Annotated in this window: 25 protein-coding genes; 8 read left to right on the top strand and 17 right to left on the bottom strand. The window is 73.2% G+C overall.

Annotation, left to right across the window (positions count from 1 at the left end; genetic code table 11):
- Positions 1 to 131: 131 nt before the first annotated feature.
- From IN07_RS06440 to IN07_RS06430, 3 genes are read left to right on the top strand one after another with little or no spacing between them, the layout of a single operon-like run.
- Positions 132 to 848 (top strand): response regulator transcription factor, encoded by a 717-nt coding sequence (locus IN07_RS06440; RefSeq protein WP_036334476.1) that lies wholly within the window; start codon positions 132 to 134, stop codon positions 846 to 848.
- The gene (locus tag IN07_RS06435) at positions 845 to 2218 is read left to right on the top strand and encodes a sensor histidine kinase (RefSeq protein WP_036334474.1); all 1374 of its coding nucleotides are present in this window, start codon (positions 845 to 847) and stop codon (positions 2216 to 2218) included. Before IN07_RS06440 ends, IN07_RS06435 begins: the two co-directional genes overlap by 4 nt.
- A complete protein-coding gene (locus IN07_RS06430) occupies positions 2215 to 2847 on the top strand; it encodes a GerMN domain-containing protein (protein ID WP_052090936.1) in 633 nt (210 codons plus the stop codon). Before IN07_RS06435 ends, IN07_RS06430 begins: the two co-directional genes overlap by 4 nt.
- Positions 2848 to 2875: 28 nt before the next feature.
- On the opposite strand, the gene IN07_RS06425 is transcribed toward IN07_RS06430, so the two are convergent.
- The 5 genes from IN07_RS06425 to IN07_RS06405 all read right to left on the bottom strand — a co-directional run bounded on the left by IN07_RS06425 (position 2876) and on the right by IN07_RS06405 (position 8698).
- Positions 2876 to 3544: a GPR1/FUN34/YaaH family transporter gene (locus IN07_RS06425; protein WP_036334473.1), complete on the bottom strand. Its 669-nt coding sequence runs from the start codon at positions 3542 to 3544 to the stop codon at positions 2876 to 2878.
- The gene (locus tag IN07_RS06420; protein WP_036334471.1) at positions 3544 to 4026 is read right to left on the bottom strand and encodes a hypothetical protein; all 483 of its coding nucleotides are present in this window, start codon (positions 4024 to 4026) and stop codon (positions 3544 to 3546) included. Before IN07_RS06420 ends, IN07_RS06425 begins: the two co-directional genes overlap by 1 nt.
- Positions 4023 to 6485 carry a molybdopterin oxidoreductase family protein gene (locus IN07_RS26225; RefSeq protein ID WP_036334469.1) on the bottom strand — a complete coding sequence of 821 codons (2463 nt, stop codon included), beginning with the start codon at positions 6483 to 6485 and terminating at the stop codon, positions 4023 to 4025. Before IN07_RS26225 ends, IN07_RS06420 begins: the two co-directional genes overlap by 4 nt.
- Positions 6486 to 6963: 478 nt before the next feature.
- Positions 6964 to 7545 (bottom strand): hypothetical protein, encoded by a 582-nt coding sequence (locus tag IN07_RS06410; RefSeq protein WP_036334467.1) that lies wholly within the window; start codon positions 7543 to 7545, stop codon positions 6964 to 6966.
- Between the two features lie 13 nt (positions 7546 to 7558).
- Positions 7559 to 8698: a zinc-dependent alcohol dehydrogenase gene (locus IN07_RS06405; protein WP_231558026.1), complete on the bottom strand. Its 1140-nt coding sequence runs from the start codon at positions 8696 to 8698 to the stop codon at positions 7559 to 7561.
- Between the two features lie 93 nt (positions 8699 to 8791).
- Between IN07_RS06405 and IN07_RS06400 the strand changes: the two genes are divergently transcribed.
- Positions 8792 to 9061 (top strand): YciI-like protein, encoded by a 270-nt coding sequence (locus IN07_RS06400; RefSeq protein WP_036334544.1) that lies wholly within the window; start codon positions 8792 to 8794, stop codon positions 9059 to 9061.
- Here IN07_RS06400 and IN07_RS06395 read toward each other — a convergent pair.
- The 10 genes from IN07_RS06395 to IN07_RS06350 form a co-directional block, all read right to left on the bottom strand.
- Positions 9051 to 9689 carry a hypothetical protein gene (locus tag IN07_RS06395; RefSeq protein WP_036334464.1) on the bottom strand — a complete coding sequence of 213 codons (639 nt, stop codon included), beginning with the start codon at positions 9687 to 9689 and terminating at the stop codon, positions 9051 to 9053. The two genes, IN07_RS06400 and IN07_RS06395, sit on opposite strands and share 11 nt — an antisense overlap.
- 12 nt (positions 9690 to 9701) lie before the next feature.
- Positions 9702 to 11135, bottom strand: a complete 1434-nt coding sequence (locus IN07_RS06390) for an FAD-binding oxidoreductase (RefSeq protein WP_036334462.1) — start codon at positions 11133 to 11135, stop codon at positions 9702 to 9704.
- On the bottom strand, positions 11132 to 12637 hold the full coding sequence (gene mqo / locus IN07_RS06385) for a malate dehydrogenase (quinone) (RefSeq protein WP_036334461.1): 1506 nt from the start codon (positions 12635 to 12637) through the stop codon (positions 11132 to 11134). The genes IN07_RS06390 and mqo overlap by 4 nt, the downstream gene beginning before the upstream one ends.
- Before the next feature lie 11 nt (positions 12638 to 12648).
- Complete coding sequence (locus IN07_RS06380; RefSeq protein WP_036334459.1) at positions 12649 to 13578, bottom strand: AEC family transporter; 930 nt, start codon at positions 13576 to 13578, stop codon at positions 12649 to 12651.
- A gap of 25 nt (positions 13579 to 13603) precedes the next feature.
- Positions 13604 to 14467 (bottom strand): ATP-grasp domain-containing protein, encoded by an 864-nt coding sequence (locus IN07_RS06375; RefSeq protein ID WP_036334458.1) that lies wholly within the window; start codon positions 14465 to 14467, stop codon positions 13604 to 13606.
- Positions 14464 to 15978, bottom strand: a complete 1515-nt coding sequence (locus IN07_RS06370; RefSeq protein WP_036334457.1) for an aldehyde dehydrogenase (NADP(+)) — start codon at positions 15976 to 15978, stop codon at positions 14464 to 14466. The genes IN07_RS06375 and IN07_RS06370 overlap by 4 nt, the downstream gene beginning before the upstream one ends.
- 29 nt (positions 15979 to 16007) lie before the next feature.
- Positions 16008 to 17180 carry an L-talarate/galactarate dehydratase gene (locus IN07_RS06365; protein WP_036334455.1) on the bottom strand — a complete coding sequence of 391 codons (1173 nt, stop codon included), beginning with the start codon at positions 17178 to 17180 and terminating at the stop codon, positions 16008 to 16010.
- 20 nt (positions 17181 to 17200) lie between these two features.
- Positions 17201 to 18532, bottom strand: a complete 1332-nt coding sequence (locus IN07_RS06360) for an enolase C-terminal domain-like protein (RefSeq protein WP_036334453.1) — start codon at positions 18530 to 18532, stop codon at positions 17201 to 17203.
- Positions 18533 to 18579: 47 nt separating this feature from the next.
- A complete protein-coding gene (kdgD, locus tag IN07_RS06355) occupies positions 18580 to 19494 on the bottom strand; it encodes a 5-dehydro-4-deoxyglucarate dehydratase (RefSeq protein WP_036334452.1) in 915 nt (304 codons plus the stop codon).
- A 134-nt stretch (positions 19495 to 19628) separates the two neighbouring features.
- A complete protein-coding gene (locus tag IN07_RS06350; RefSeq protein ID WP_036334451.1) occupies positions 19629 to 20522 on the bottom strand; it encodes a LysR family transcriptional regulator in 894 nt (297 codons plus the stop codon).
- 142 nt (positions 20523 to 20664) lie between these two features.
- Here IN07_RS06350 and IN07_RS06345 point away from each other — a divergent pair, with 142 nt between their 5' ends.
- From IN07_RS06345 to IN07_RS06330, 4 genes are all read left to right on the top strand, one after another.
- Positions 20665 to 21675 (top strand): Bug family tripartite tricarboxylate transporter substrate binding protein, encoded by a 1011-nt coding sequence (locus IN07_RS06345; protein WP_036334449.1) that lies wholly within the window; start codon positions 20665 to 20667, stop codon positions 21673 to 21675.
- Between the two features lie 150 nt (positions 21676 to 21825).
- Positions 21826 to 22377, top strand: coding sequence for a tripartite tricarboxylate transporter TctB family protein (locus IN07_RS26220; RefSeq protein ID WP_036334448.1), 552 nt, complete (start codon positions 21826 to 21828; stop codon positions 22375 to 22377).
- A gap of 10 nt (positions 22378 to 22387) precedes the next feature.
- Positions 22388 to 23917: a tripartite tricarboxylate transporter permease gene (locus tag IN07_RS06335; RefSeq protein WP_036334446.1), complete on the top strand. Its 1530-nt coding sequence runs from the start codon at positions 22388 to 22390 to the stop codon at positions 23915 to 23917.
- Positions 23914 to 24318 (top strand): universal stress protein, encoded by a 405-nt coding sequence (locus IN07_RS06330; RefSeq protein WP_036334445.1) that lies wholly within the window; start codon positions 23914 to 23916, stop codon positions 24316 to 24318. Before IN07_RS06335 ends, IN07_RS06330 begins: the two co-directional genes overlap by 4 nt.
- Before the next feature lie 72 nt (positions 24319 to 24390).
- Here IN07_RS06330 and IN07_RS06325 read toward each other — a convergent pair whose 3' ends face one another.
- The gene (locus tag IN07_RS06325) at positions 24391 to 25584 is read right to left on the bottom strand and encodes a fatty acid desaturase family protein (RefSeq protein ID WP_036334444.1); all 1194 of its coding nucleotides are present in this window, start codon (positions 25582 to 25584) and stop codon (positions 24391 to 24393) included.
- A gap of 36 nt (positions 25585 to 25620) precedes the next feature.
- On the bottom strand, positions 25621 to 26727 hold the full coding sequence (locus IN07_RS06320; RefSeq protein ID WP_036334443.1) for a ferredoxin reductase: 1107 nt from the start codon (positions 26725 to 26727) through the stop codon (positions 25621 to 25623).
- Between the last annotated feature and the right edge of the window lie 65 nt (positions 26728 to 26792).

Genomic DNA, 26792 nt, shown 5'->3' with positions numbered 1-26792 from the left:
CCCGCGGCTCTGCGTGGTCGGGTGGACCCCTCCGAGGATGGGTGCCGCACCTTGCGATCCCCCGCTGGTTGGTTTGCGATCGTGTGACGGCTCCCCGACCGGCGCGGGGCGCGCACCGCGGCGATGGCAGCATGGGCCGCGTGTCGCCGCGTCTGCTGCTGGTCGAGGACGACGACCACATCCGCATGCCCCTGCGCTGGGCCCTCGAGGACGAGGGCTACGAGGTCGCCGAGGCGGCCAGCGGAGAGGACGCCTGCCGGCAGGTGGCGATCGCCGCGCCGGACCTGATGATCGTCGACCTGATGCTCGGCGCCATGGACGGCTACGCCGTCATCCGCGAGGTCCGCCGCGCCAACGACCTGCCGATCGTGGTGGTCAGCGCCCGGGCCGACACGCACGACATCGTGGCCGCACTCGAGGCCGGCGCCGACGACTACGTGACCAAGCCGTTCCAGGTCAAGGAGATCACCGCCCGGCTGCGCGCCCTGCGCCGCCGGATCAGCGCGAGCTCGGGTGCGGACGAGCGCCCCCAGGAACTGGTCCTCGACGGCGACCCGGCGGCACCGCTGGTGCTCCGGCCGGACCGGGGCACGGTGCACCGCGGCACCGAGCAGCTGCACCTGACGCTGACCGAGTTCCGGCTGCTCTGCGAGCTGGCCGCCTCCCCCGGCCGGGTGCTCAGCCGGCAGGCGCTGCTGGAGCGGGTGTGGGAGCACGGGTTCTTCGGCGACGAGCGGCTGGTGGACGTGCACGTGCGCCGGCTGCGGACCAAGGTGGAGCGGGACCCGGGCGCGCCGACGCTCGTGGTGACCGTGCGGGGCCTGGGCTACCGGCTGGACCCGCAGTGAGGCTGGCGCTCGCGCCGAGACGGCTGCGGGCGCGGATCGTGCTCGCCTTCGCCGTCGGCGCGCTGCTGGTCTCCGCCGTCCTGGTGACCACCACCTTCGCGCTCGCCCGCAGCTACCTGCTGGACCAGCGCGAGAGCGCCGCCACCCGGCAGGCGTTCACCGACGCCAACGTGCTGGCCAGCCGGCTGTCCACGGCGGGCAGCGAGGTCGGTGACGAGCTCGACGACCTCGTCCCCTCCGGTGGCGCTGACGTCGTGGTGCGCAGCGGCGGCGCCTGGTACTCCTCGCGGCTGGACGTCGGCGCCCGTGACGTCCCGGGGCCCCTGCAGGAGCTGGTGGCCTCGGGGACGGCCAGCACCGCCCGGGTCGACAGCCCGACCGGTCCGCAGCTGGTGATCGGCATCCCGATCGCCGCGGCGGGCGTCGAGTTCTACGAGGTCGCCCCGCTGGTCGAGCTGCAGACCGCGCTGCGCACGCTGGCCGCGGTGTTGGGCGCCGGCGCGGCGACCGCCACCCTGGCCGGGGCGCTGTTCGGAGCCTGGGCCAGTCGGCGCGTCGTCCAGCCACTGGAGCAGGTGGCCGGGGCGGCGACCCGGATCGCCGGGGGTGAGCTGGACATCCGGCTGCCGCCCACGGAGGACCCCGACCTGCTGGCCATCGTCGCCAGCTTCAACAGCATGGTCGATGCGCTGGCCTCCCGGATCGACCGGGACACCCGGTTCGTCGGCGACGTCAGCCACGAGCTGCGCAGCCCGCTGACCAGCCTGGTCACCAGCGTCGAGGTGCTGGGTGCCCGCCGTGAGGAGCTCTCCCCACGCGGCCAGCAGGCGCTGACCCTCATCCAGGGGGAGCTCGGCCGGTTCCGCCGGATGCTGGACGACCTGCTGGAGCTGGCCCGGGTGGACGGTGACCCGGTGACGGCGTCGGACGAGCCCGTCTCGCTGGCCGCCCTCGTCCGCGAGGTCCTGGCGCACCGCGGCGGGCCGGAGGTGGTGCTGTCCGCGGACCCGGACGAGGAGACGGTCGTGCAGGGTGACAAGAACCGGCTGGAGCGGGCGGTGACCAACCTGCTGGACAATGCCGACCGGCACGCCGGCGGGGCGGCGGCGGTGCTGGTGGAACGCCGGGAGGGCTCGGTGGTCGTGATGGTCGACGACGCCGGCCCCGGCGTGCCCCTCGTCGAGCGGGAGCGGGTGTTCGAGCGGTTCGCCCGAGGCCCGCGGGCGGCCCGCGGGTCGCTGCCCGGCGCCGGTCTGGGGCTGGCGATCGTGGAGGAGACCGCGACCGGGCACGGCGGCGGCGCCTGGTGTTCCGAGAGCCCGTTCGGCGGCGCGCGCTTCACCCTCTCCCTCCCCGGCGCAGCGCAGTGAGCCGCCTCCGCACGCGCTCCTCCGGAGGGGGGCGCCGGTCCGGCGCGCTGCTGCTGGCCGGGGCGCTGGCCGGCTGCGGCGTCCCGACCGGCGGCGCACCCGAGCCGATCCCCACCTCGCAGGTGCCCTACGACCTCGCGTCCCCCAGCCCGACCGTCACCGGCGCCCCCTCGGCCTCCGCGCGGATCGACGAGCCGCGCATCTACCTGGTGGCCGAGGACGGCGCCCTCGTCCCGCGCGGCCGGTCGCTCCGCTCCGGTGCGCTGTCGTCACGGCTCGACCAGCTGCTCGACGACCTGGCGACCGGTCCGACGACCGGTGAGCTGACCGATCGGCTGTCCACCGCGCTACGGCCGGAGACGTCGCTGTCGGTGGACGAGCTGTCCGACGGGACGGTGACGATCGACCTGGGCGGGGACGCCGAGGCGCCGGCCGGGCAGGAGAGCCGCCGGGCGGTGGCCCAGATCGTGCTGACGGCGACCAGCCTGCCGGAGGTCGAGGAGGTGCTGCTCACCCGGGACGGGGAACCGGTCGACGCGCCCCTGCCCTCCGGTGCGCTGACCTCGCAGCCCCTGTCGGCTGCGGACTACGAGCCGTTGCTCACCCCCACGGCCTCGCCTCCGTCCTGACCGGCCCGCGGCACGCCGGCCGGCGGCGTCACAGCTGCGGCCGGACGCCGGCCTCCTCGGCCAGGTCGGCCGGCTCCAGCGGTCCCTCGCCGTCCATCGCGGACCGGCCCGGACCGCGCCGGCCCACCGGGAGCACCGTGCTCTCCTGCGCCCCCTCCAGCTCGAGGGCCAGCGCGGTGTAGAACGCCACCGCGGCCAGCAGGATGCCGACCCAACCGGCCACGGCCTCCCAGTCGGCAGAGCCGGTCATCTCGTAGACCCCCGTGGTGGCGAACCGGGTCGCGGCGACGGTCATCACCAGGGCCGGCATCACCTTGCTGCCGACCGCCGCTGCCGCCGGCACCAGCATCGCGATCCCGGCGACCACCAGCAGCACACCGAGCCCGGAGCTGGTGGTGCCCGGCGCGAGGCTGTACGTGGTGAACCCGGCCACCGCCCAGGTGCCGCTGAGCACGCCCATGCCGGTGGCGGCCACCGGGTCACGGGTGAGGAAGCCCATGACCGAGGCGAGCAGCTGCAGCGGGACGGTGGCCGCCAGGGCGGTGATCGCCGCGATCCGCCCCTGGTCCGGCTCCACCCAGCCCAGCTGCACGGCGCTGAAGACCGTCGTGGCCAACGCCAGTGCGAGGAAGCCCAGCGGCAGGGGCGTTGCCAGGGGACGGAGCACGACCCGGGCCGCCGGTGCCTCCTGCGCCATCAGCTGACCAGCACCTGGGTCGCCTCCACCTTGAGCATCGCGTTGGCCCACCCCACCTGGCGCAACGTCTCCGGGTGACAGCGCTGGGCGAGTGCCAGGAGCTCCTCCTGCTTGGCTCCCTGGGCGGCCTGGGCCAGCAGCTCCCAGTCCAGCGACACCCCGGATGCCTCCCGGTAGACGTGCCGCAGGTCGGCCAGGAGCAGCAGCCCCGGCTCGGGCCGGCGGCCCACGGCGTCCGACGCCTTCTGCCGCAGGCTGGCCAGCAGGCTCGGGTCGCCCTCCGGCTGCGCGTCCAGCTCGACGTCGTAGTCCCGACCGATCGCGGCCAGCGCCTGGACGTGGTCCTGGGACCAGCGGGCGATGTCCCGCGCCACGTAGAAGATCTCGTGGTCGGCCTTGTGCCGGTCCGACATCGCCAGCAGCGCGCCGGCGAGGTGGTTCTCCGAGCGGTGCAGCTCCCCGATCGCGAGTCCCAGCTTCACTTCACACCTCCGGTCGCGGCCATCTGCTCGGTGACGGCGGCGGCGGGCCCGCCGGTGGTGGGCGGCACGTCGGCCGTCACCGGCCGCGATCCCGTGGTCGTGGGTGCCAGGGACGGGCTCCCCTTGCCCTTCGACAACCGGCGGACCGCCGCCGCAGCGGTCTTGAAGATCGGCTGTTTGGACACGGGATCCCAGTCGGTGAGCGTCAACTCGTTGGCCGCCCGACCCCGCTTGCCGCCCGGCTCGTGGCCCGACGGTGAGTCCCAGTAGCCGTAGTGGAACGGCAGGAACGCCACGCCGGGCCGGATTCCGCTGATCCGCAGCCGGGCCTCCACCCGGCCGCGGGGGGTGCTGATCTCCAGCAGGTCGCCCTCGGTGAAGCCACGGTCGGCGGCGTCACTGGCCGACAGCTCGACCCACACCTCCGGCGCCGCCTTCTGCAGCTGCGGCGCCCGGGCGGTCTTGGTCCGGGTGTGGAAGTGGTAGAGGGTGCGCCCGGTGATCAGCTGGAAGGGGAACTCCTGGCTGACGATCTCGTGCGGCGGCAGGTACTCGACCGCCTTCAGGACCGCCTTGCCGGTGGGGTTCAGCGCCTTGTACTCGACCGGTGACAGCGGCGCGCCGGTGACCAGGTCCCGGCCGTAGCTCTCGCAGTAGTCGGGTGCTGCCCAGAACTGGCCGTCGACGTAGATGCGCTCGGTGCCGTCGGGGTTCTCCGCGTTGCACGGCCACTGGATGCCACTGCCGCCGCGGAGCTTCTCGTAGCTCAGGCCGGTGTAGTCGCACGGCCGCCCGCGGGTGCAGTCCTTCCAGCCCTCGAACGCGCCCTCCGGGTCGTCCCACTTCACCAGCGGCTGGCCGTCCTTGTCCTGCAGGCCCATCCGCCGGGAGAAGTCGATGAAGATGTCCAGGTCCGGCCGCGCCTCGCCGGGCGGCTCGACCGCCTTCTCCGACAGGTGCACGGTGCGGTCGACGTTGGTGAAGGTGCCGGTCTTCTCCCCCCAGGTGGCCGCCGGCAGCACCACGTCGGCCAGCTGCGCGGTCTCGGACAGGAAGATGTCCTGCACCACGAGGAAGAGGCGCTCCTGGGCCAGGATCTCCCGGATCCGACCCAGCTCGGGCAGGGAGACCGCCGGGTTGGTGGCCTGCACCCACATGAACCGGATGGAGCCCTCCTCGGCGTAGCGGAACATCTGCATGGCGTGGGTGGGCGGCGACCAGTGCGGGATCTGCATCGGGTCGAGGTTCCAGACCTTCGCGAGGTCCTTCACGTGCTCGTCGTTCGACCAGTTACGGAAGGCCGGCAGGTCGCCGTCGGCACCGCACTCGCGGGTGTTCTCCGCCGTCGGCTGGCCGTTCATCTGCAGCACCCCGCAGCCGGGCTTGCCCAGCATGCCGCGGATGATGTTGACGTTGTTGACCTGCACGGCAGCGGCCGAGGCCTGGTGCGACTGGTAGAAGCCCTGCAGCACGGTCGAGAGCAGCCGCTCCGCCTGGCCGAGGACCCGGGCGGCCTCCCGGATCTGCTCGGCCGGCACGTCGCAGACCTCCGCGGCGACCTCCGGCGGGTAGTCCGCCACGCGCTTCTCCAGCTCCGCGAAGCCCACCGCGTGCGCCTGGACGTAGTCGGAATCCACCCAGCCGTTGGCGATGATCTCGTGCAGCAGGGCGTTCATCAGCATCACGTTGGTGCCCGGCCGGGGCGCCAGGTGGATGGTGGCCTCGCGCGCGACCGGCGTCATCCGCGGGTCGACGCAGATGACCTTCGGCGGGTTCGGCCCGGCCAGCCGGTCCAGGACCCGGGTCCACAGCACCGTCTGGGTCTCGGCCATGTTGTGGCCGTAGAGCGCGATGACGTCGGCGTGGTCGATGTCGGTGTAGGAACCGGGCTGCCCGTCGCAGCCGAAGGACTCCTTGAGCGCCGCGGCCGCCGTCGCGGTGCACAGCCGGGTGTTGCCGTCGACGTGGTTGGTGCCGATGCCACCGTGGGCGATGAGCCCCATGGTGTAGTACTCCTCCAGGAACAGCTGCCCGGTGGTGTAGAAGCTGATCGCGCTGGGGCCCTGCTCGTCCAGCAGCTCCTTGGTCCGGTTGACCACCGCGTCCATCGCGGTGTCCCAGTCCGTCTCCACCAGCTTCCCGTTGCGCCGGATCAGCGGCTTGGTCAACCGGTCCGGTGACTTGTTGGCCTGCCAGCCGAAGAGGTCCTTGGGCCCGAGCCGGCCGTGGTTGACCCGGTCGACCTCCCGACCACGGACCCCGACGATCTCGCCGTCCTTGACCGCGATGTCCAGGCCGTCGCCGTTGGAGTGCAGGATCGTCGCCGACTGGACCCAGCGGTCGACGTCCTCGGGGGCGACCCCGTCGGCCAGGTGGGTGTCGACCCGGGTGGGCCACGCCTCCCCCGGCCCGTACGGCGTCCGGGTGCCCCACGGTTCTGCGATGCGGTCGGTCTGCATGCCATGCCTCCTGATGGAAATCCGGCTGTCTGCGGTGCTCGTCGCCCGGCCCACCGAGCCGTGCCCGGCCTCAGCCACCGCCTCATCGTCGAAGCCGATCCGGGACGACGTCCCCGCGCGCGCCGCTGCTCAGCGCGCTTCCTGCCCACCGTGTGCTCTCTGGGGCCGGGCAACTCCGCCCACCCTCACAGCGTGGTTGCACGCCTGCAACCGTTGGCGCGCCGAGGCCCCTGGCCCGGCACGGTGGGCGCGCTGACATGCTCCCGGTCAGACGTCGAGGCAGCGGCGGCTGAGCGTCGACACGACGGAGCGTCCATGAGAGCCGTCCGGACTCCCACCGGTCAGCAGGTCCGAGCGTCGCTCTGGTTCTGGCCCACGGTCGACGGCGCCCATCGCGATCGCGCCGGGACCACCCGGTCGATCTGAACCGTCGACCACGTGAGCGGCGCGGCCTCAGCGTCCGCGCCCGTCGGGCGGGTCAGCGGCGCAACGCCCGGGCCAGCCGTCGGACGGCCACCGCACCGACGCCGGCCGCGGCCACCCACGGGCCGGCCACCAGCAGCGGGTCCACCACGTGGTGGCGCCGGTCGGAGCGGCCGGCACGGGAGCGGAGGCCGCCGTGCGACGCCTCGGTGCGCACCCCGGTCGCCGGCACGTCGGGTCGGGTGGAGCCGAAGGACTGCAGGTGGCTGCCCCAGGCGTCGACCCGGTCACCGGCGACCAGCAGCAGCCAGTGCGCCAGCCGTGCCTCGCTGAACCGCTGGTAGGCCAGCCGCCGGATCGCCCCGGACGGGCCGTGCAGCGGCTGGGCGGTGCCGAACACCGGGGTCACGAACGCGTGCTCGATGGAGCGCTCCCGCCCTGCCGACCCCGGCTGCCGGTCCGGGAAGTCCCAGTGGGCGCCGGTCTGGGCGGGGTACTGCAGCTTCGGGGACGACGGCCGGTCGGCGGGGTCGAGGTCGACGCCCCAGCCGGGGATGCGGGCCCGCAGCTCCTCCCGGCTGGGGGGCGCGGTGCGCTTGTCGCGGACGTAGGCGCTGGGGATGTCGGGCTCGGTCATCGTGGTCGCTCCCTCAGGTCGCGTTCGGCACGACGAGCGGCTTGATGCAGCCGTCGAGCTTGGCGGAGAAGACGTGGTACGCCTCGGCGATGTCCTCCAGCGGGAACCGGTGGGTGACCATCTGCCGCGGGGTCAGGTGTCCGTTGAGCACGTGCTCGAACATCCGTGGCCACTGCCGCTTCACCGGGGTCTGGTTCATCCGCAGGGTGAGGCCCTTGTTCATCGCGTCGCCGAACTTGACCGCGTTCGGGATCGGGCCGTAGGCGCCCACCACCGCGATGGTGCCGCCCTTGCGTGCGGCGTCGATCGCCCAGTTCAGCGCGGTGGCCGACCCGCCCTGGAGCTTGAGCTTCGGCCCGGTGAACTGCTGGAGGGCGTTGCCGTCGGCCTCCGCGCCCACCGCGTCGATGACGACGTCGGCGCCGAGGAAGTCGGTCTGCTGCTTCAGCTCGACCACGACGTCGTCCAGCTCGTCGTAGTCCAGCGTCTCGGCGTGGGCCATCTCCCGGGCCTTCGCCAGCCGCTCGGTGAGGTGGTCGACGACGATGACCCGGCCGGCGCCCATCAGCCACGAGGACTGGGCGGCGATCAAGCCCACCGGCCCGGCGCCCAGGACCACCACGGTGTCGCCCTCGACGATCTCGCCGAGCTGGGCGCCGAAGTAGCCGGTGGCGGCGGCGTCGGTGAGCAGGACGGCGTCCTCGTCGTGCATCCAGTCGGGGATCTGCACCGGCCCGACGTCGGCGAAGGGCACCCGCACGTACTCCGCCTGGCCGCCGTCGTAGCCGCCGGTGGTGTGCGAGTAGCCGTAGATGCCGCCGACCGCGGTCGCGTTCGGGTTCACGTTGTGGCAGTTGGAGTAGAGGCCGCGGGCGCAGAACCAGCACGAGCCGCAGAAGACGTTGAACGGCACCATCACCCGGTCGCCGACCTGCAGGTGCTGCACCGACGGGCCCACCTCGTCGACGATGCCGATGAACTCGTGGCCGAAGGTGTGGCCGACCCGGGTGTCCGGCATCAACCCGTGGTAGAGGTGCAGGTCGGAACCGCAGATCGCGGCCAGTGTCACCCGGACGATCGCGTCGTTCGGGTGCTCGATCCGCGGCCGGTCCTTCTCCTCGACCCGCAGCTTGTAGGGGCCTCGGTAGGTCATCGCGCGCATGGTGCCTCCTGGAACGGCTCGTCCGCCCGGGGTTCCCCGTGCACGGCTCCGGCAACCGCCGCCGGGTGTGTGAGGGTGGCGGGCATGCACCTGCTGCTGGAGTACACGCTGGCCGAGGACTACCTGGAGCGCCGAACGGCCCTGCGGGAGGACCACCTCGGCCTGGCCCGGGCTGCCCACGAGCGGGGTGAGCTGCTGCTCGCCGGCGCGCTGCCGGACCCCTACGACCGGGCGCTGCTGGTGTGGACCGCGTCCCGGGAGGTCGTCGAGCGGTTCGTCGAGGCCGACCCCTACGTCGTGCACGGGCTGGTGACCGGGTGGACCATCCGGCCCTGGAACGTGGTCATCGGCTGACCTGCGGTCCGGGCAGCTGCACCGTCGTCGTCACCCGCACCACCGACGGTCGCGGCGGCACCGAGCCGAACCCGAAGGTGACCGGCGGCCGCACCGGCGACACCGCGCCCAGCGGCTCGCCGTCCCACGTCGCGTCGACCGAGGCCACGGTGTGCAGGTCCTGCACGCCGTACCACTCGGTGCGCCCGTTGCCGGCCGAACCGGTGGTGCGCAGCCCGGTCAGCAGCCGGGCCGGCCGGTCGAGCAGCCCGACCCAGCCGGGCCGCCGGGCCAGCGGCGCGGGCACCGCACGCAGCAGCCGGCCCAGCACGGGACGGCGGCCCACGCGGACCGACATCGCCAGCGGGCCGGCGCGCACCGTCCACGTCGCGCCGTTCCGGGTCACCGCCACGTCCACCAGCCGCACCTCGTCGAAGGAGTAGGTCGACCCGACGAAGTCGGCCACCTGCCCGCTCGGCGCGAGCAGCACCCGGTGCCCGTCCGGCCGCTGCACCATGACGTCGGAGAACGCCCCCAGCGGCGAGGACGGCCAGTGCCCGAGCACGATCCGGGTGCCCGAGGTGGTGCCGGTCCCGAGGATCCAGCCGTCGAACCGCAGGGGTGTCGTCACCCCTGCTGCGGTGTCCATGACCGCGTCCGCTCAACCCGCCGGCAGCACCTTCCCTGGGTTCATCAGCCCCGCCGGGTCGAGCAGCGCCTTGACCCCGCGCATCAACTCCAGTTCCAGCGGGTCCTCGTAGTCGGTGAGCAGGTCCCGCTTGGCCACCCCGACGCCGTGCTCGGCGCTGATGCTGCCGGCGAAGGAGACGGTGGAGTCGTAGACGACGCGGGCCAGCTCGTCGGCCCGGGCGCGGAACGCCGCGTCGTCGCTGTCCGCCGGCTTGCTCAGGTTGTAGTGCAGGTTGCCGTCGCCGACGTGCCCGTAGGCGACCACCCGGATGCCGGGGACGGCGGCGGCCAGCGCGCGGTCGGTCTGCTCGACGAACGCCGGGATGCGGCTGACCGGCACGGTGACGTCGTGCTTGAGGCTGGGGCCCTCCCGGTTCTGCGCCTCGGAGATCCCCTCGCGCAGCGCCCACAGCGCGGCCACCTGCGCCGACCCCGAGGCGATGACGGCGTCCAGCGCGAGGTCCCGCTCGAACGCCTCGCCCAGCGCGGTCTCCACCACCTCGCCCAGCCCGGCGTCGGGCAGGGTGTCGCTGAGCTCGACCAGCGCGTACCAGGGGTGCGCCTCGGCGAACGGGTCGCGGGCACCGGCCGCGTGCGCGAGCACGAACTCCACGCTCTGCCGGCTCATCACCTCGAAGCCGGTCAGCCGGTCCCCGGCCAACGCGCGCACCACCTCGATCAGCTCCACCGCGGCCGCCGGCCCGGGCAGCGCCACCCAGGCGGTGGCCCGGCTGCGGACGGCTGGGAACAGCTTGAGCACCGCGGCGGTGATGATGCCGAGCGTGCCCTCGGCTCCGACGAACAGGTGCTTGAGGTCGTAGCCGGTGTTGTCCTTGCGCAGACCTCGGAGGCCGTGCCACGTCCGCCCGTCGGCGAGGACCACCTCCAGACCCAGCACCAGGTCGCGCATGGTGCCGTAGCGGAGCACCGCCGTGCCGCCGGCGTTGGTGGCCAGGTTGCCACCGATCGTGCAGCTGCCCTCCGCGCCCAGCGACAGCGGGAACAGCCGGTCGGCGGCCGCAGCGGCCTCCTGCACCGACTGCAGCACCACGCCGGCCTCCACGGTGATCGTCTGGTTGGCCGGGTCGAGCTCCCGGATCCGGCGCATCCGGGTCAGCGACAGCACCACCTGGCGACCCGAGGCGTCCGGCACCGCGCCGCCGCACAGGCCGGTGTTGCCGCCCTGCGGGACCACGCCGACCCCGGCGCCCCGGCACAGCCGGACCACCGCGGCGACCTCGTCGGTGCTGGCAGGACGGACCACCGCTGCGGCTTCGCCGGAGTACGCGCCGCGCCAGTCGGTCAGGTGGCTGCGCACCTGGTCGGGGTCGGTGACCAGGCCGGCCGGGCCGACGGCGTCGTGCAGCGCCGCGAGCAGGGCCGGGAGGGCATCCGGCGTGGTCATGCGGTGTCCTCTCCGGGCCGGACCGGGGTCAGCTGCAGGACGGCGCGGGCGTGGTCCACGTTCGCCGCGAGCTGGGCGGCGTCCCAGCTGTGCACGGTGTCCGCCGACGGGGCCAGCTCGCTGAGCCGGGGCCCCCACGCCGCCGTCCGCCCCGGGAAGCTCGCCGCCAGCACGTCCACCATGGTCGCCGCGGCGGTCGAGGCCCCGGGCGAGGCGCCGAGCAGCGCCGCCAGGGAGCCGCCCGCCGAGGTCACCAGCTCGGTCCCGAAGCCGACCATGCTGCCGCGGCCCTCCGTGGTCTTGAGCACCTGCACCCGCTGCCCGGCGGTGATCAGCTCCCAGTCCTGGGCGCGGACCGACGGGACGAACTCCGCGAGCGCCGCGATCCGGTCCTGCGTGGTCTGGCGCAGCTGTCGCACCAGGTAGGCCATCAGGCTGCGGTTGTCCCGGGCGGCGGCCAACAGGGTCGGCAGGTTGCCCCGCCGCACGGAGCGCACCAGGTCGGTGAGCCGCCCCTGGGTGAGGAACCGCGGGGAGAAGGCGGCGAACGGGCCGAACAGCAGGTGGTCGCGGCCCTCCACGACCCGCCGGTCCAGGTGGGGCACCGAGATCGGCGGCGCACCCGGCGCTGCGTGGCCGTACAGCTTGGCCCGGTGGGCGGCGACCAGCTCGGGCCGGTCGGTGCGCAGGAACTGGCCGCTGATCGGGAAGACGCCGTACCGGCGCACCTCGGGCACCCGAGCCGCCTGCAACAGCGGGAGGGTCCCGCCGCCGGCACCCACGAAGACGTACGGGGTGCGCAGCTGCCGCCGTGCCCCGGTGCGCCGGTCGCGCACGTCCAGGTGCCACCGGTCCCCGCTCCGCCGCAGCCCCCGCGTCTCCTGGCCGAACCGGACGTCCGCGCCCCGTGCGGCCAGCGCGGACAGCAGTCGGCGGGTGAGCACGCCGAAGTCGACGTCGGTGCCCTGGGCCGAGCGGGTCGCCGCGATCGGCTGACCCGGGGGTCGCTGGTCGAACACCAGCGGCAGCCACCCGGCGAGCACCGCCGGGTCGTCCGAGAACTCCTGGCCGGCGAACAGCGGGTGGTCGCGCAGGGCCTCCCAGCGGGCCCGCAGGTAGGCCACCCCCTCGTCGCCCCGCCCCAGCCCCAGGTGCGGCACCGAGCGGATGAAGTCCTCCGGTGGGCCGAGGAGACCGCGCTCGACCAGGTGGGCCCACAGGGTCAGCGAGGTGAGGAACTGTGCACCGATCTGCACCGCGGCCGACACGTCGACGGTCCCGTCGGGACGGCGGGGCGTGTAGTTGAACTCGCACAGCCCGGCGTGCCCGGTGCCGGCGTTGTTCCAGGCGCTCGAACTCTCCAGCCCCGCGGCGTCCAGCCGCTCGACCACGGTGATCGTCCAGCCCGGCTCCAGCTCGCTGAGCAGCACGCCCAGCGTCGCGCTCATCACTCCGCCACCGACCAGGACGACGTCCCGGTCCTCTGGTCCGACGTCGGTCATCGCTCTCCCTCTCATCGCAGCAACAGCGCCACACCGAGCAGCACCGGCACCGACAGCACGGTGGTCAGCAGCACCACGTCGCGAGCCACCGCACTGCCCCGGTCGTAGGTCGTGGCGTAGACGAACACGTTCTGTGCGGTGGGCAGGGCGGAGGTGAGCGTGACCGCCAGCAACGGCACCCCCGCCAGGCCGACCCCCCAGCGGCCCAGCGCGTAGGCCAGTGCCGGCTGCACCGCCGTCTTGAGCGCAACGGCCAGCCAGACCTGGCCACCGCCGTCCCCGGACGCCGGCCGCGGCGCCCCGTGCAGACTCGACCCGAAGGCGAGCAGCGCCGCGGGGACGGCGAGGGCGGCGAGCAGCTCGACCGGCTGGAGCACGACCGCGGGCAGCCGCCACCCGGTCTCGGCCAGCAGCAGGCCGACCAGGCAGCCGAGCACCACCGGCGTGCGCACCGGCTGGGTGAGCACGTGCCAGCGGGACGGCGCGCCCGCATCCGGCCCGCGCGAGCCGGCCAGCACCGCGAGCCCCACCGGGGCCATGACCAGCACCTGGAAGAGCAGCACCGGCGCCACGTAGGTGGCGTCGCCGAGCACGTAGACCGCGATCGGGAGGCCGAGGTTCCCGGCGTTGACGTAGGAGGACGCGAGCGCGCCGGTGGTCAGCGAGGCCGGGCGCAACCGCCACCACCAGCGGGCGAGCCCGGCGTACAGCGCGGCAGCGACCAGGGCACTGCCGCCGGTGGCCACCAGAGCGGCGGTGAACAGCCCGGCCGGGTCCGCCTCGGCCAACGTCAGCAGCAGCAACGCCGGCGTCGCGACGAAGTAGGACAGGCGGGAAAGCACCCCGGCGGCGTCGGGGCCCAGTGCTCCGGTGCGGCCGGTGAGCCAGCCGACGGCGATGACCGCGGCCAGGGCGGCGAACCCGCTCAGGACCGCGGTCACGTGGCCGCAGGCCGCACCGTGGCGGTCACCGGATCGCGTCCTCCACCGCGGCCACCAGCTGGGCGAGGGCGCCGTCTGGGGCCTGCGGGAGGAAGAGGCTCGGCTCGGCCAGCTCGAGCTCGAGCACCACCGGGGAGCCGCCCGCATCGGCGACCAGGTCGATCCGGGCATACAGCACCGGGGCGGCACCGGGCACGAGCGACGGCACCGCGTCGAACACCGCCTGGGCGATCGCGCGCTGCTCCGGGGTCGGCTCGACCGCGCGCAGGTCGCCGCGGCTGTCGCGGTCCTGGCGCACCCCTTCGCCGCGCTGCAGCAGCGGGCCCTTGCGCACGGCGTGGGAGAACCGGCCGCCGAGGAAGAGCATCGCGGTCTCCCCGGCGTCGTCCACGCTGGCCAGGTAGGGCTGGACCATCGCCGTCCGGCCGGCCGCGGTCAGCTCGGCGACGTGCCCGAGCACCGCCGCCGGCTGGGTCCACCGGGCGGTGTCCCGGGAGCCGGCCGAGATCGACGGCTTCACCACCCACTCCCCCGCCTCCGGCAGCGCGGCGACGTCGGTGGGGTCCCAGACGGTCGGGACGACGGGCAGCCCGGCGGCGACGAGGTCGCGCAGGTGGGCCTTGTCGGTGTTCCAGGCCAGCACCTCGACCGGGTTGCGCAGCCGCGGGACGGCGGCGGCCCAGGCCAGGAACTCCGCCCGCCGCCAGGCGTAGTCCCAGCAGGACCGGACGACGGCCAGGTCGTAGTCCGCCCAGTCGACGTCCGGGTCGTCCCAGCGCACCAGGTCGACCGCCAGCCCGGCCGCGCGCAACGCGGGCGCCGCGATCGGCAGGTCCGGGTCGACCCGCAGTCCCCGCTCGCTGCTGACCAGCGCGACCCGCGCGCTCACGCCGGCAGCTGGAGGACGCCGTCGATCCGCCGCGGGATGCCGGTGTGGTCGTCGGTGAGCTCGGCCGGGAGCACGTCGGCCGGGGCGCCCTGCCAGGTGACCGGGCGGAGGAACCGGCGGATCGCCGAGGTGCCGACCGAGGTGTGCTGGGAGTTGGTCGACGGCCACGGCCCGCCGTGGTGCTGCGCCCAGGACACCGCGACACCGGTCGGGTAGGCGTCGTAGACGATGCGGCCAGCCCGGGTGCGGAGCTCCTGGGAGACCGCCAGCGGCAGCTGGGTCTCCCCTGCGCCCCGCAGCACCGTGGCGGTGAGCGAGGAGGGCATCTTCGCCAGCGCGGAGAAGAGCTCCGGCTCGCCGTCGTACCGGGCCACGACCGTGACCGGGCCGAAGACCTCCTCGGTGACCTGCTCGGGCAGCCCGGCGGCCGAGGTGCTCAGCAGCAGAGGCGTCGCGGCGAAACCGGTGCCGTCGCCCTCGGTGCCGCGGGCGACAGCGGTGACCCCCGGCGCCTCGGCGATGGCGGCGGACAGCTTCCCGAACGACGCCGCGATGCCCTCGTTGAGCAGCACCTGCGGGCTGCTGCCGCGCACCGCCTCGGCCATCGCGTCGACGACCTGGTCGCCCTCGGCACCGGTGGGCACGAGCACCAGGCCGGGCTTGGTGCAGAACTGACCGGCACCGAGGGTGAAGGACCCGACGAGCTCCGCCCCGAGCTGGCTGCCGCGCTCGGCGGCGGCCTGCGGGGTGACCACGACCGGGTTCAGGCTGCTCAGCTCCCCGAAGAACGGGATCGGGTCCGGGCGCTGCTCGATGATCTGCAGCAGCGCACGGCCGCCGTTCACCGAGCCGGTGAAGCCGACCGCGCGGATGGCCGGGTGGGCGACCAGGGTCGCGCCGGCCTGCAGGCCGTGCACCAGGCCGAGCGTCCCCTCGGGGGCGCCGGCCTCGCGGGCCGCGGCCACGAACACCTCGAAGACCAGCTGGGAGGTGGCCGGGTGCGAGCCGTGCGCCTTCACCACCACCGGGCAGCCGGCCGCCAGAGCCGAGGCGGTGTCGCCGCCGGGCACGGAGAAGGCGAGCGGGAAGTTGCTGGCGCCGAAGACGGCGACCGGGCCGATCGGGAGGAGCATCCGGCGCAGGTCCGGGCGCGGGCCCATGGGGGTGTCACCGGCGTGGTCGATGGTGGCCTCGAGGTAGCTGCCCTCTCCGAGCACCTCGGCGAAGAGCCGCAGCTGGTAGGCGGTACGGGTCAGCTCGCCGTTCAGCCGGCCGGTGCCCAGGGCGGTCTCCCGGTCGGCGACGGCGACGACGTCCTCCCGCCGGGCCTCCAGCGCGTCCGCGAGGGCCCGCAGCAGGCCGGCCCGGCCGGCCCGGCCCATCTCCTCCAGAGCCGGGGCAGCGGCCAGGGCCGCCTCGCACAGCCGGGCCACCTCCTCGGGGGTGGTCTCCTGTGCGACCACCTCGGCCGCCTGTCCGGTGCGCGGGTCGATGCTCACGACGTCGGTCATGGGTGCTCCTGTCGGTTCGGGGTGGCGGGTCAGTGGGGCGCGTCGACGTGGACGCGGTCCACGGTCCAGGCGCGCGCCTGCTCGGTCAGGGTGACACCGAGACCGGGGCGGTCGGACAGGTGCATCCGGCCGTCGCGGGTCTCCAGTCGCTCGTTGAACAGCGGGTGCAGCCAGTCGAAGTGCTCGACCCACGGCTCGTGCGGGTAGGCCGCGGCCAGGTGCACGTGGATCTCCATCGCGAAGTGCGGCGCGATCTGCAGGTTCGCGTCGTCGGCGAGCGCGGCCAGCTTCAGGAACTGCGTGATGCCGCCGATCCGCGGGGCGTCGGGCTGCAGGATGTCGACCGAGCCGGCCCGGATGAGCTCGCGGTGCTCGGCGACGCTGGTGAGCATCTCCCCGGTGGCGATCGCGGTGTCCAGCGAGCGGGCGAGCTGGGCGTGCCCCTCGGCGTCGTAGGCGTCCAGCGGCTCCTCGATCCACACCAGGTCGAACTCCTCCAGCCGGCGGCTGACCCGCATGGCCGTGGGCCGGTCCCACTGCTGGTTGGCGTCCACCATGAACGGCACGCCGTCACCCAGGTGCTCGCGGACGGCGCGCACCCGACGCAGGTCCTCCGCCGAGTCCGGCAGCCCGACCTTGATCTTGATGCCGCCGACGCCGCTCTCCAGCGTGCGCGTGGCGTTGTCCTTGACCTGCTCGATCGTCTCGTGCAGGAAGCCGCCGGAGGTGTTGTAGCAACGCACCGAGTCGCGGTGCGCGCCCAGCAGCTTGGCCAACGGCAGCCCGGCGCGCTTGGCCTTGAGGTCCCACAGCGCCACGTCGATCGCGGCGATCGCCTGCGTCGAGGCCCCGCTACGGCCGACCGATGCCCCTGCCCAGACCAGCTTGGTCCACAGCCGGGCGATGTCGTTGGGGTCCTCGCCGATCAGGCCGGGGGCGACCTCCCGGGCATGGGCGAACTGCGCCGGCCCGCCGGCCCGCTTCGAGTAGCTGAAGCCCACGCCCTCGTGGCCCGCCTCGGTACGGATCTCGGCGAACAGGAACGCCACCTCGGTCATCGGCCGCTGCCGGCCGGTGAACACCTTCGCGTCGCTGATCGGGTTGGGCAGCGGCAGCGTGACCGAGGAGAGCGAGATCGACTCGATCCGGTCCAGGACAGCGGGCGCTGTGGTGGTCGGGGTCGGGGCGGAGGTCGTCGTCATGGCAGCTCCAGGCATCGGGGTCAGCGCACCAGGCAGGGACGCTTGGGGTCGAAGCCCCAGTCGGGCACGAGGTACTGCATGGCGACCGCGTCGTCCCGGGCGCCGAGCCCGTGCTCGCGGTAGAGCTCGTGCGCCGCGGCCAGGGCGTCCCGGTCCAGCTCGACACCGAGCCCCGGGGCGGTGGGGACGGCGATCGCCCCGTCCCGGATCTGCAACGGCGACCGGGTGAGCGCCTGGCCGTCCTGCCAGATCCAGTGGGTGTCCAGCGCGGTGATCTCCCCCGGTGCGGCAGCCCCCACCTGGGTGAACATCGCCAGCGAGATGTCGAAGTGGTTGTTGGAGTGCGACCCCCAGGTCAGGCCGAAGTCGGCGCACAGCTGGGCCACCCGCACCGAACCGCGCATGGTCCAGAAGTGCGGGTCGGCCAGCGGGATGTCCACGGCGTGCGACCGGACGGCGTGTGCCATCTGCCGCCAGTCGGTGGCGATCATGTTGGTGGCCGTCGGCAGCCCGGTGACCTGCCGGAACTCCGCCATGACCTCCCGCCCGGAGAAGCCGCCCTCGGCCCCGACCGGGTCCTCGGCGTAGGCGAGCACCCCGTGCAGGTCGCCGAGCAGCCGGACGGCGTCGGAGAGCAGCCAGCCCCCGTTGGGGTCCAGCGTGATCCGGGCGTCGGGGAACCGCTGCGCCAGTGCCCGGACGGCGGCGACCTCCTGCTCGCCGGCGAGCACGCCGCCCTTGAGCTTGAAGTCGGTGAAGCCGTAGCGGGCCTGGGCCGCCTCGGCCAGGGCCACGACCGCCTCGGGCGTGAGCGCGGGCTCACGCCGGAGCCGCTCCCAGTCGTCGGCCTGCGAGGGCTCGGCGACGTAGGGCAGGTCGGTCGCCGTCCGGTCCCCGATGTAGAAGAGGTAGCCCAGCATCGGCACGGCGTCGCGCTGCTGCCCGTCGCCCAGCAGCTCGGCGACCGGGACCCCCAGGTGCTGCCCGAGCAGGTCCAGCAGCGCGGACTCCAGCCCGGTCACCGCGTGGACGGTGGTCCGGAGGTCGAAGGTCTGCAGACCCCGGCCGCCGGCGTCCCGGTCGGCGAAGGCGTCCGCGACCGAGCGCAGCAGCCGGCCGAAGGCGGCCACCGGCTGCCCGACGAGCAGCGGGCCCGCGTCGGCCACCGTCCGCCGGATCTCCTCGCCGCCGGGCACCTCCCCCACGCCCTCGCGGCCCTCGCTGTCGGTGACGATCACGATGTTGCGGGTGAAGAACGGGCCGTGCGCGCCGCTGAGGTTCAGCAGCATGCTGTCGTGCCCGGCGACGGGCACCACCTCGACGCGGGCGACGGTCGGCGTGGTGCCGGTCATCGGGTTCCTCTCAGCAGACGGCGGGCAGCGGGTCCGGCAGACCTGGTTCAGGAGACCTTGGAGACCAGCGTGGTCAGCTCGCCGAGCTCGGCCTCGGTCAGGTCGGTGAGCGGCGGGCGCACCCGGCCGCCGTCCCGGCCCACCGCGGTGAGACCGGCCTTCACGATCGAGACCGCGTAGCCGCGGGCCCGGTCGCGGATGTCGAGGTACGGGAGGACGAAGTCGTTGAGCATCCCGTACACCGCCACGCGGTCCTGGGCGCGGACGGCGGCGTAGAACCGGAGCGCGAACTCGGGCACGAAGTTGTACAGCGCCGAGGAGTACGTGCTCACCCCCAGCTGCAGCAGCGGGAGCGCGAACGTCTCGGCGGTGGGGAGGCCACCGACGTAGATGAGCCGGTCGCCGACCTTGGCGTAGGTGCGGGTCATCTGCTCGATGTCGCCGATGCCGTCCTTGAGCCCGATGAGGTTGGGGTTCCGGTCGGCGAGCTCGGCGACGGCACCGTCGGTGAGCACGGCGTTGGCCCGGCTGTAGACGACCACCCCCAGATCGGTGGCCCGGCAGACGGCGCTGACGTGCTCGACCAGACCGGCCTGGCTGGCCTCGGTGAGGTAGGGCGGGAAGAGCAGCAGGCCGTCGGCGCCGGCGGCCTGGGCGGCCTGGGCCTGGGCGACGGAGACGGCGGTGCCACCGGTGGCCGGGGCGATGACGGGCACCCGGCCGGCCACCTCGTCGACGGCCACCCGGACCACCCGGTCGATCTCGGCGGGGGTGAGCGAGAAGCCCTCCCCGGTGCCGCCCGCGGCGAACAGGCCGGCCACGTCGAAGCCCGACTGCCAGGCCAGGTGCTCGCGGTAACGCTGTTCGTCGAACTGCAGCTCGGCGTCGAAGTGGGTGACCGGGAACGACAGCAGACCGGACTTCAGCCGGTCAGCGAGAGCATCCGGGGGCAGCAACGTCACAGGTCGTGTCCTTGGGTTCGACGGGTCCGCGCACTGGTCGACCGGAGGTCGCGGGCGGTGGTCGAGGTCACCCTAGGAACGGCCGGCGATGCCTGTCCAAGAGCAGTTCCGCATCGTTCAATGCGCTCAGGGCATCATGAAAGCGCTTGCCCATCCGCCAGGACGTCCAGCGCGCGCCACAGGGCCGGGTTCTTCGACTCCCGAGCCCAGAGCAGGTGCAGCTCGACCGGCTCGCGCACCGGTGTCTCCAGGCGCACCAGCCCGACCCCCGCGATGGTCAGCCCGGCTGCCGACTCCGGGACGAACGCGATCCCCCGGCCGGCGGCGACGAGCCACAGCATGGTGAGCACCTGGCTGACGGTGTGCACCGCGTTCTCCGAGGCCGCCGGCACGAACCCGACCACCAGGTCGTAGAAGTACCGCGCCTGGGTCGGCGAGTGCATCACCACCGGCTCACCGGCCAGGTCGGCCGCGGTGACCGGCCGGTCCAGCGCGAGCAGCCGGTGCCCCAGCGGGGCGGCGACCAGGAGGGACTCGCGGTGCAGCAGCCGGGAGCCGAACCGCTCGGCGTCGAACGGCGGCCGGGCCAGCCCGAGGTCGATCTCCTCCGCCAGCAGGCCCGCCACCTGCTCCCTGGTCACCATCTCGGCCAGGTCGACGTCCACGTCGGGCAGGGCGGCACCCAGGTCGTCGAGCAGCCGGCCGAGCACGCCGTAGGCAGACGCCGCGGTGAAGCCGATCCGCAGCACGCCACTGGACCCGGAGGAGACCCGGCGCGCCAGCTCCGGCGCACCGTCGGCCAGGGTGAGCAGCCGGCGGGCCTCGACCAGGAAGACCTCACCGGCGGCGGTGAGGCCGACCCGCCGGTTGTCCCGCTCGAGGAGCTGGGCGCCGACCACCCGCTCCAGCTTCTGGATCTGCCGGCTGAGCGGTGGCTGGGTCATCGAGAGCCGCTCCGCCGCGCGACCGAAGTGGAGCTCCTCGGCGACGGCGACGAAACCGCGGAGTTGCTCCAAGGTGAACGCCATGCACCGAAGGTATCAATCAATGCTGCAATGGATTTGGACAGGCATGAGCGGCCGTTCCTACTCTTCGGTCGTCCCCGCGTTCGTGACGGCACTCACAGCACCCCCAGGCCGGACCGACGGCTTCTCGAAGAGGAGAACCACCATGACCACGAACCACCGCGCCCGTCGCTGGGCACTGTCCGGCGCCGGACTCACCCTGGCCCTCACCCTCACCGCCTGCGGGGGGAACGTCGGCGGCGGGTCGGACTCCGAGGAGGAGTTCCCCGGCGGCGACCCGATCACGATGCTGGTCGGGCAGGACCCCGGCGGCAGCACCGACCTGATCGCCCGCGCGGCGGCCGACGGCCTCTCCGACGAGCTCGGCGTCCCGGTGACCGTGGAGAACCGGCCCGGTGCCAACGGTGCACTGGCCGCCCAGCAGCTGGCCGGCGAGGACCCGGACGGCCACACCCTCATGGTCTACAACGGCAGCCTGGCCTACATCACCCCGCTCGCGGTGGGCGAGGGCGAGGCCCCCGACATCGCCGACTTCGACATCGTCACGGGCCTCTCCCTGGACGACTACGTCCTGGTGACGGCGCCAGGTTCGGGCTTCGGCACGGTCGAGGACCTGGCCGCGGCCGGTCGCCCGATCACCTTCGGCACCACCGGGGTGGGCACCGGCAGCCAGCTGTCCCAGGAGCTGCTGTTCGCCCAGGCCGACATCGACGCCACCGCCGTCCCGTTCGACGGCGGTTCACCCACGCTGACCGCCGTCCTCGGCGGGCAGGTGGACGTCGGCTCCGTCCAGCTCGGTGAGGCCATCGAGCAGATCGAGTCCGGCGGCCTCACCCCGATCGTGACCTTCGCCGAGGAGCGTCCGAGCTACCTGCCCGACACCCCGACCGCGGTCGAGGCCGGCTACGACGTGCCGGTGCAGCAGTCGCGCGCCGTCTTCGCCCCCCAGGGCGTGCCGGACGACGTCATGCAGACGCTGCGCGACGGCTTCGAGGCCGCGTTCGAGACGGAGGCCTACCAGCAGCTCAACGAGGACAACCTGCTCACCCCCCTCGAGGTCGACGGTGAGGAGATCCGGGAGCGGTGGACCGAGAACCTGGACAACTACCGTGCCGTGGTCGAGGAGTACGGCATCGACCTCGGTGGAGATGCGTGATCCTCGGGTCCCCGATGGTCCGGGACGCGACCTGCGTCCCGATGACCCCGAGCAGGAGCGAGGAGAACTCGTGAGCTCTGCGCACGACGGGGCGCACACCCCGGGGAGCCCCGGCGGCCGCACGGCCGCCGGGGCCACCCCCAGGGGAACGTGGCCCCCCACCCGGACGACACCGCACCGGCGACCACCGACACCCCCTCGACGCTGCACGACCTCGAGGAGCTCGCGCAGGAGGTCGAGGAGGAGGCCGAGCACCGCCCGCCACCGGCCGGCCCGGCCTCGAACCTGGTGATCGCGGCGCTCGTGGTCGCGCTGGGGGCAGCCGCGGCCGTCGGCGCCCTGGCGCTCGGCGCCGGCACCGCACGCACGCCGGGACCGGGCATCTGGCCCTTGATCCTCGGCGTGCTGCTGGTCGTGCTGGGCCTGGGTCTGGCGGCCACCGCCCGCCGGACCGCCGACACCGAGCAGTTCTCGAGATCGTCCTGGCTGGTCCTCGCCGGGCTGGCCACGATGCTCGTCTTCGTCGCCCTCATCGGCACCATCGGCTTCGAGATCCCTTCCGCACTGCTGGCCTTCGTCTGGCTCCGCTTCCTGGGCGGCGAGAGCTGGCGGACGTCCGCGCTCGTCAGCATCGGCGTGGTGGTCGCCTTCTACCTCGTCTTCGTCGCGGCCCTCTCGGTCCCCATCCCGCACCTCTTCTGAGGAGAGTCCGTTGGACCTCGCCCCGGTGCTCGACGGCTTCGCCGTCGTCCTGGAACCGACCAATCTGCTCTACTGCCTGATCGGCGTCGTCGTCGGCATGCTGGTCGGCGTGCTGCCGGGCCTCGGCCCCGCCGCCACCATCGCGATCCTGCTGCCGATCACCATCGGCATCGAGCCGGTGACCGCGATCATCATGCTGGCCGGCATCTTCTACGGCGCCCAGTACGGCGGCACGATCACCTCCGTCCTGCTCAAGCTGCCGGGCGAGGCGTCGTCGGTGGTCACCGTCTTCGACGGCTACGCCATGGCCCGCCAGGGCCGGGCGGGGACCGCGCTCGGGATCGCGGCGATCGGCTCGTTCGCCGGCGGCACGATCTCGATCGTCGCGCTGTCCTTCCTCGCTCCCCTCGTGGCCAGCTTCGCGCTGGACTTCGGGCCGCCGGAGTACACCGCCCTGGCGCTGCTCGGCATCCTGCTGGTCGCCACCGTCAGCAGCGGCAGCCGGCTCAAGGCGGTCGTCGCGGCCTGTGTCGGCCTGCTGCTCGCCACGGTCGGCCGCGACGGCTTCACCGCCACCGAGCGGTTCACCTTCGGCAACCTGAACCTGGCCGACGGCCTGGACTTCGTGCCGATCGCGATGGGCCTCTTCGGTCTCGGCGAGATCCTCTACAACCTGGAACAGCGGCACAACGCCACCCAGGCGCCGACCAAGGTCGCCAACGTCTGGCCCTCCCGCCAGGACCTGCGCCAGTCCTCCGGCGCGATCGGCCGCGGGTCGGTGATCGGCTTCCTCCTCGGCATCCTCCCCGGGGGTGGTGCGACCCTCTCCTCGCTCGCCGCCTACGCGGTGGAGAAGCGGCGCTCCAAGACGCCGGAGCGCTTCGGCAAGGGGGCGGTCGAGGGCGTGGCCGGGCCCGAGACGGCGAACAACGCCGCCGCGACGTCGTCCTTCATCCCGCTGCTCACGCTGGGCATCCCCGCCAACGCGACCATGGCGGTGATCTTCGGCGCCCTGCTGGTGGTGGGGGTCACCCCCGGCCCGCAGCTGGTCACCGAGGAGCCGGAGCTGTTCTGGGGCGTCGTCAACTCGATGTACATCGGCAACATCCTGTTGCTGATCATGAGCATCCCGCTGGTCGGGCTGTTCGTGAAGATCCTCCGGGTGCGGCCGGCCATCCTGGCGCCGATCACCGTGCTCATCACGTTGATCGGCGTCTACACGGTCAACAACAGCGTCTTCGACATCGTGCTGGTCATCGTCTTCGGCGTGCTCGGCTACCTGATGAAGAAGGCCGGCTTCGACCCCGGCCCGCTGTTGCTGGCCTTCGTGCTGGGTGCTCTGCTGGAGGACGGGTTGCGCCGTTCGCTGCTGATCTTCGACGGCGACGCGACCGGCTTCTTCACCCGTCCCATCTCCGGCACCCTGCTCGTCGTGTTCCTGCTCGTGGCGGTCTACCCCTTCGTGGCGACCCTGCGGAGCCGCCGGCGGCAGGAGCCGGCCCAGGACACGTCCGACCCGAACACCAAGGAGCTCGTGTGACCGTCCTCGTCGGTTTCGTCCCCACGCCCGAGGGCGAGGCTGCCTTCACGGCCGGTCTCGCCGAGGCCCGCCGCCGGCAGGAGGGGCTGCTGGTGCTCAACACCCCGCGGGGCGGAGCACCGGTCAGCGCCGACGTCGCACCACCGGAGCTGGTCCGGTCGCTGACCTCTCGCGCCGAGGCCGACGGCATCGCCCTGGAGCTGCGGCAGACCCCGCACACCGGCGACCTGGCCGACGAGCTGCTCCGGGTGGCCGACTCCGTGAACGCCTCGGTGATCGTGATCGGCCTGCGCCGCCGCTCCCCCGTCGGCAAGCTGCTGATGGGCAGCAGCGCCCAGCGGATCCTGCTGGACGCCGACCGGCCGGTCCTCGCGGTCAAGCCGCAGCCCACCGCCGGCTGACCCACCCGGGACGGCACGAGGCCCGCCAGGAGATCTCCTGGCGGGCCTCGTGCTGTGTGCGGGGCCGGTCTGTCAGGCGGCGGCCTGGAGCGCCCGCCGCACCTTCGGGCCACCGGTGGTCATCTTGTAGAGCTTGACGACCTGGGCCGGGGCGTTGGCCGGGGTGGTCTGGGCCAGCCAGCCGTTGGGCAGCGACAGCCGGATGACCTTGTGCCACGCCGAGCCGACCTGACGGGGCAGCGACGCGGAGTGGTATCGCAGCCCGTAGCGGGCGAAGAGGTCGCGGATCTGCGGGGCGATCTCGGCGTACCGGTTGGACGGCAGGTCCGGGAACAGGTGGTGCTCGACCTGGTGGGACAGGTTCCCGGTCATGATGTGCATGGCCTTGCTGCCGGAGATGTTGGCCGAGCCGAGCATCTGGCGCAGGTACCACTCACCGCGGGTCTCCCCGTCGATGGACTTCTTCTCGAAGGTCTCCACGCCCTCCGGGAAGTGCCCGCACATGATCACCGAGTGCGACCACAGGTTGCGCACCACGTTGGCGGTGAAGTTGGCCGCCAGGGTGGGCAGGAACGACGGGCCCGACAGCGCCGGGTGGACCACGTAGTCCTTCGTCATCTGCTTGCCGATCTTCTTCAGCACCTGCTTGCCGCGGGCACGGAAGCCGGGGTCGGCCCGCCGCTCCTTGGTGGCCAGGTTCTTGCCCAGCTCCAGGTCGTAGGCGGCGATCCCGTACTCGAAGAAGCAGGCGTTGATGAAGTTCCACACCGGCTGCAGCAGGTACAGCGGCACCCACTTCTGGTCCTCGTCGACGCGCATGATGCCGTAGCCGAGGTCGTTGTCCTTGCCGATCACGTTCGTGTACGTGTGGTGCAGCACGTTGTGCGAGTGCTTCCACTGCTCCGACGGGCTGGCCATGTCCCACTCCCACGTCGTGGAGTGGATCTTCGGGTCACGCATCCAGTCCCACTGCCCGTGCAGGATGTTGTGCCCGATCTCCATGTTCTCCAGGATCTTGGCGACCGAGAGCCCGGCGGTGCCGAGGACCCAGGCCGGTGGGAACTTGGAGAACAGCAGCACGGCCCGGCTGGCCAGCTCCATCTTGCGCTGCACGTCGATGACCCGGCGGATGTAGGCCGCGTCGTCCTCGCCCCGGCTGTCCACCACGGTCTGCCGGATGGCGTCGAGCTCGCGGCCGATGGCCTCGATGTCGGCCTCGGAGAGGTGGGCGATCGGGTTGTCGGGCTTCTTCTGCAGGACGGTCATGTGCAGCTCCTCAGCTGGTGGGACAGCGGTTCTGGATCAGTGGTCGATGTCGCAGGCGTCAACGGCGGCGCTGACGCAGGTCTGGATCAGGACGCCGTCACCGGGGGCGGCGGTGGTCAGCTCCCCGTTGCGCAGGTCGCGGACGGCGCCCTCGCGGAGCGGCAGCACGCAGCCGTAGCAGATGCCCATCCGGCAGCCGCTGGGCATCAGCAGCCCGGCCTCCTCGGCGGCGTCCAGGATCGGGGTCGCCCCGTCGACCTCGAGCGTGCGCTCGGACTTCGCGAAGGTGACGGTGCCGCCCTCGCCGGTGACCAGCACCCGGGGGCGGAAGCGCTCGGTGTAGAGCCGGTCGGCGATGCCCTGGTCCGCCCAGTGCTCCTCCAGCGCCTCGAGCAGCCCGACCGGGCCGCAGGCCCAGGTGGCCCGCTCGGTCAGGTCGGGCACCAGGTCGGCGATCGCCGGGGCGTCCAGGAAGCCGGCGTCCTGGGTGTGGTGCTCGACCAGCCGGATACGGCCGGCCGCCGCCAGCTCGCGCAGCTCGGCACCGAAGATCACGTCCTCGACGGTCGGCGCGGAGTGCACCAGGACGACGTCGCACCCGGCGTCCTCGCCCAGGTTGCGCAGGATGCCCATGATCGGCGTGATGCCCGAGCCCGCCGTCACGAACAGCGCCTTCGCCGGCCGCGCCTCGGGGAGGACGAACTCGCCGGTCGCCTGGTCCAGCTGCACGATGGTGCCCGGCTGGGCGCGGTGCACGAGGTGGTTGCTGACCTTGCCGTCGGGGATCGCCTTCACGGTGATGGTGAAGCAGCCGTCGGCGCGGCCGAGCACCGAGGTGATCGAGTACGCGCGCCACAGCCGCACGCCGTCGATGTCGATGCCGATCCGGACGTACTGGCCGGGGGTGTGCGGGAGCCAGTCGCGGCCCGGCCGGATCACGATGCTGGCGGCGTCCCGGGTCTCGTGGTGCACCGCCTCGATCCGGCCACGCAGCGCGGCGCCGGAACGCAGCGGGTCGACCAGGTCCAGGTAGTCCGCGGGCAGCAGCGGCGTGGTGACCAGCTCGGCCACCTTGAGCACCCGGTCGCGCAGCGTGGTCAGCACAGGACGGGCCGGCGACGGACGCGGGACGATGGCGGTCATGTACTGATCATTACCCGCTCCGGGGGCGAACAACTGTGCTTCTGACGTGAATCGGGCGGTATCTT

Source organism: Modestobacter caceresii (assembly GCF_000761485.1).
Classification (GTDB): domain Bacteria; phylum Actinomycetota; class Actinomycetes; order Mycobacteriales; family Geodermatophilaceae; genus Modestobacter; species Modestobacter caceresii.
This window is presented reverse-complemented; position numbering and strand designations above follow the sequence as displayed.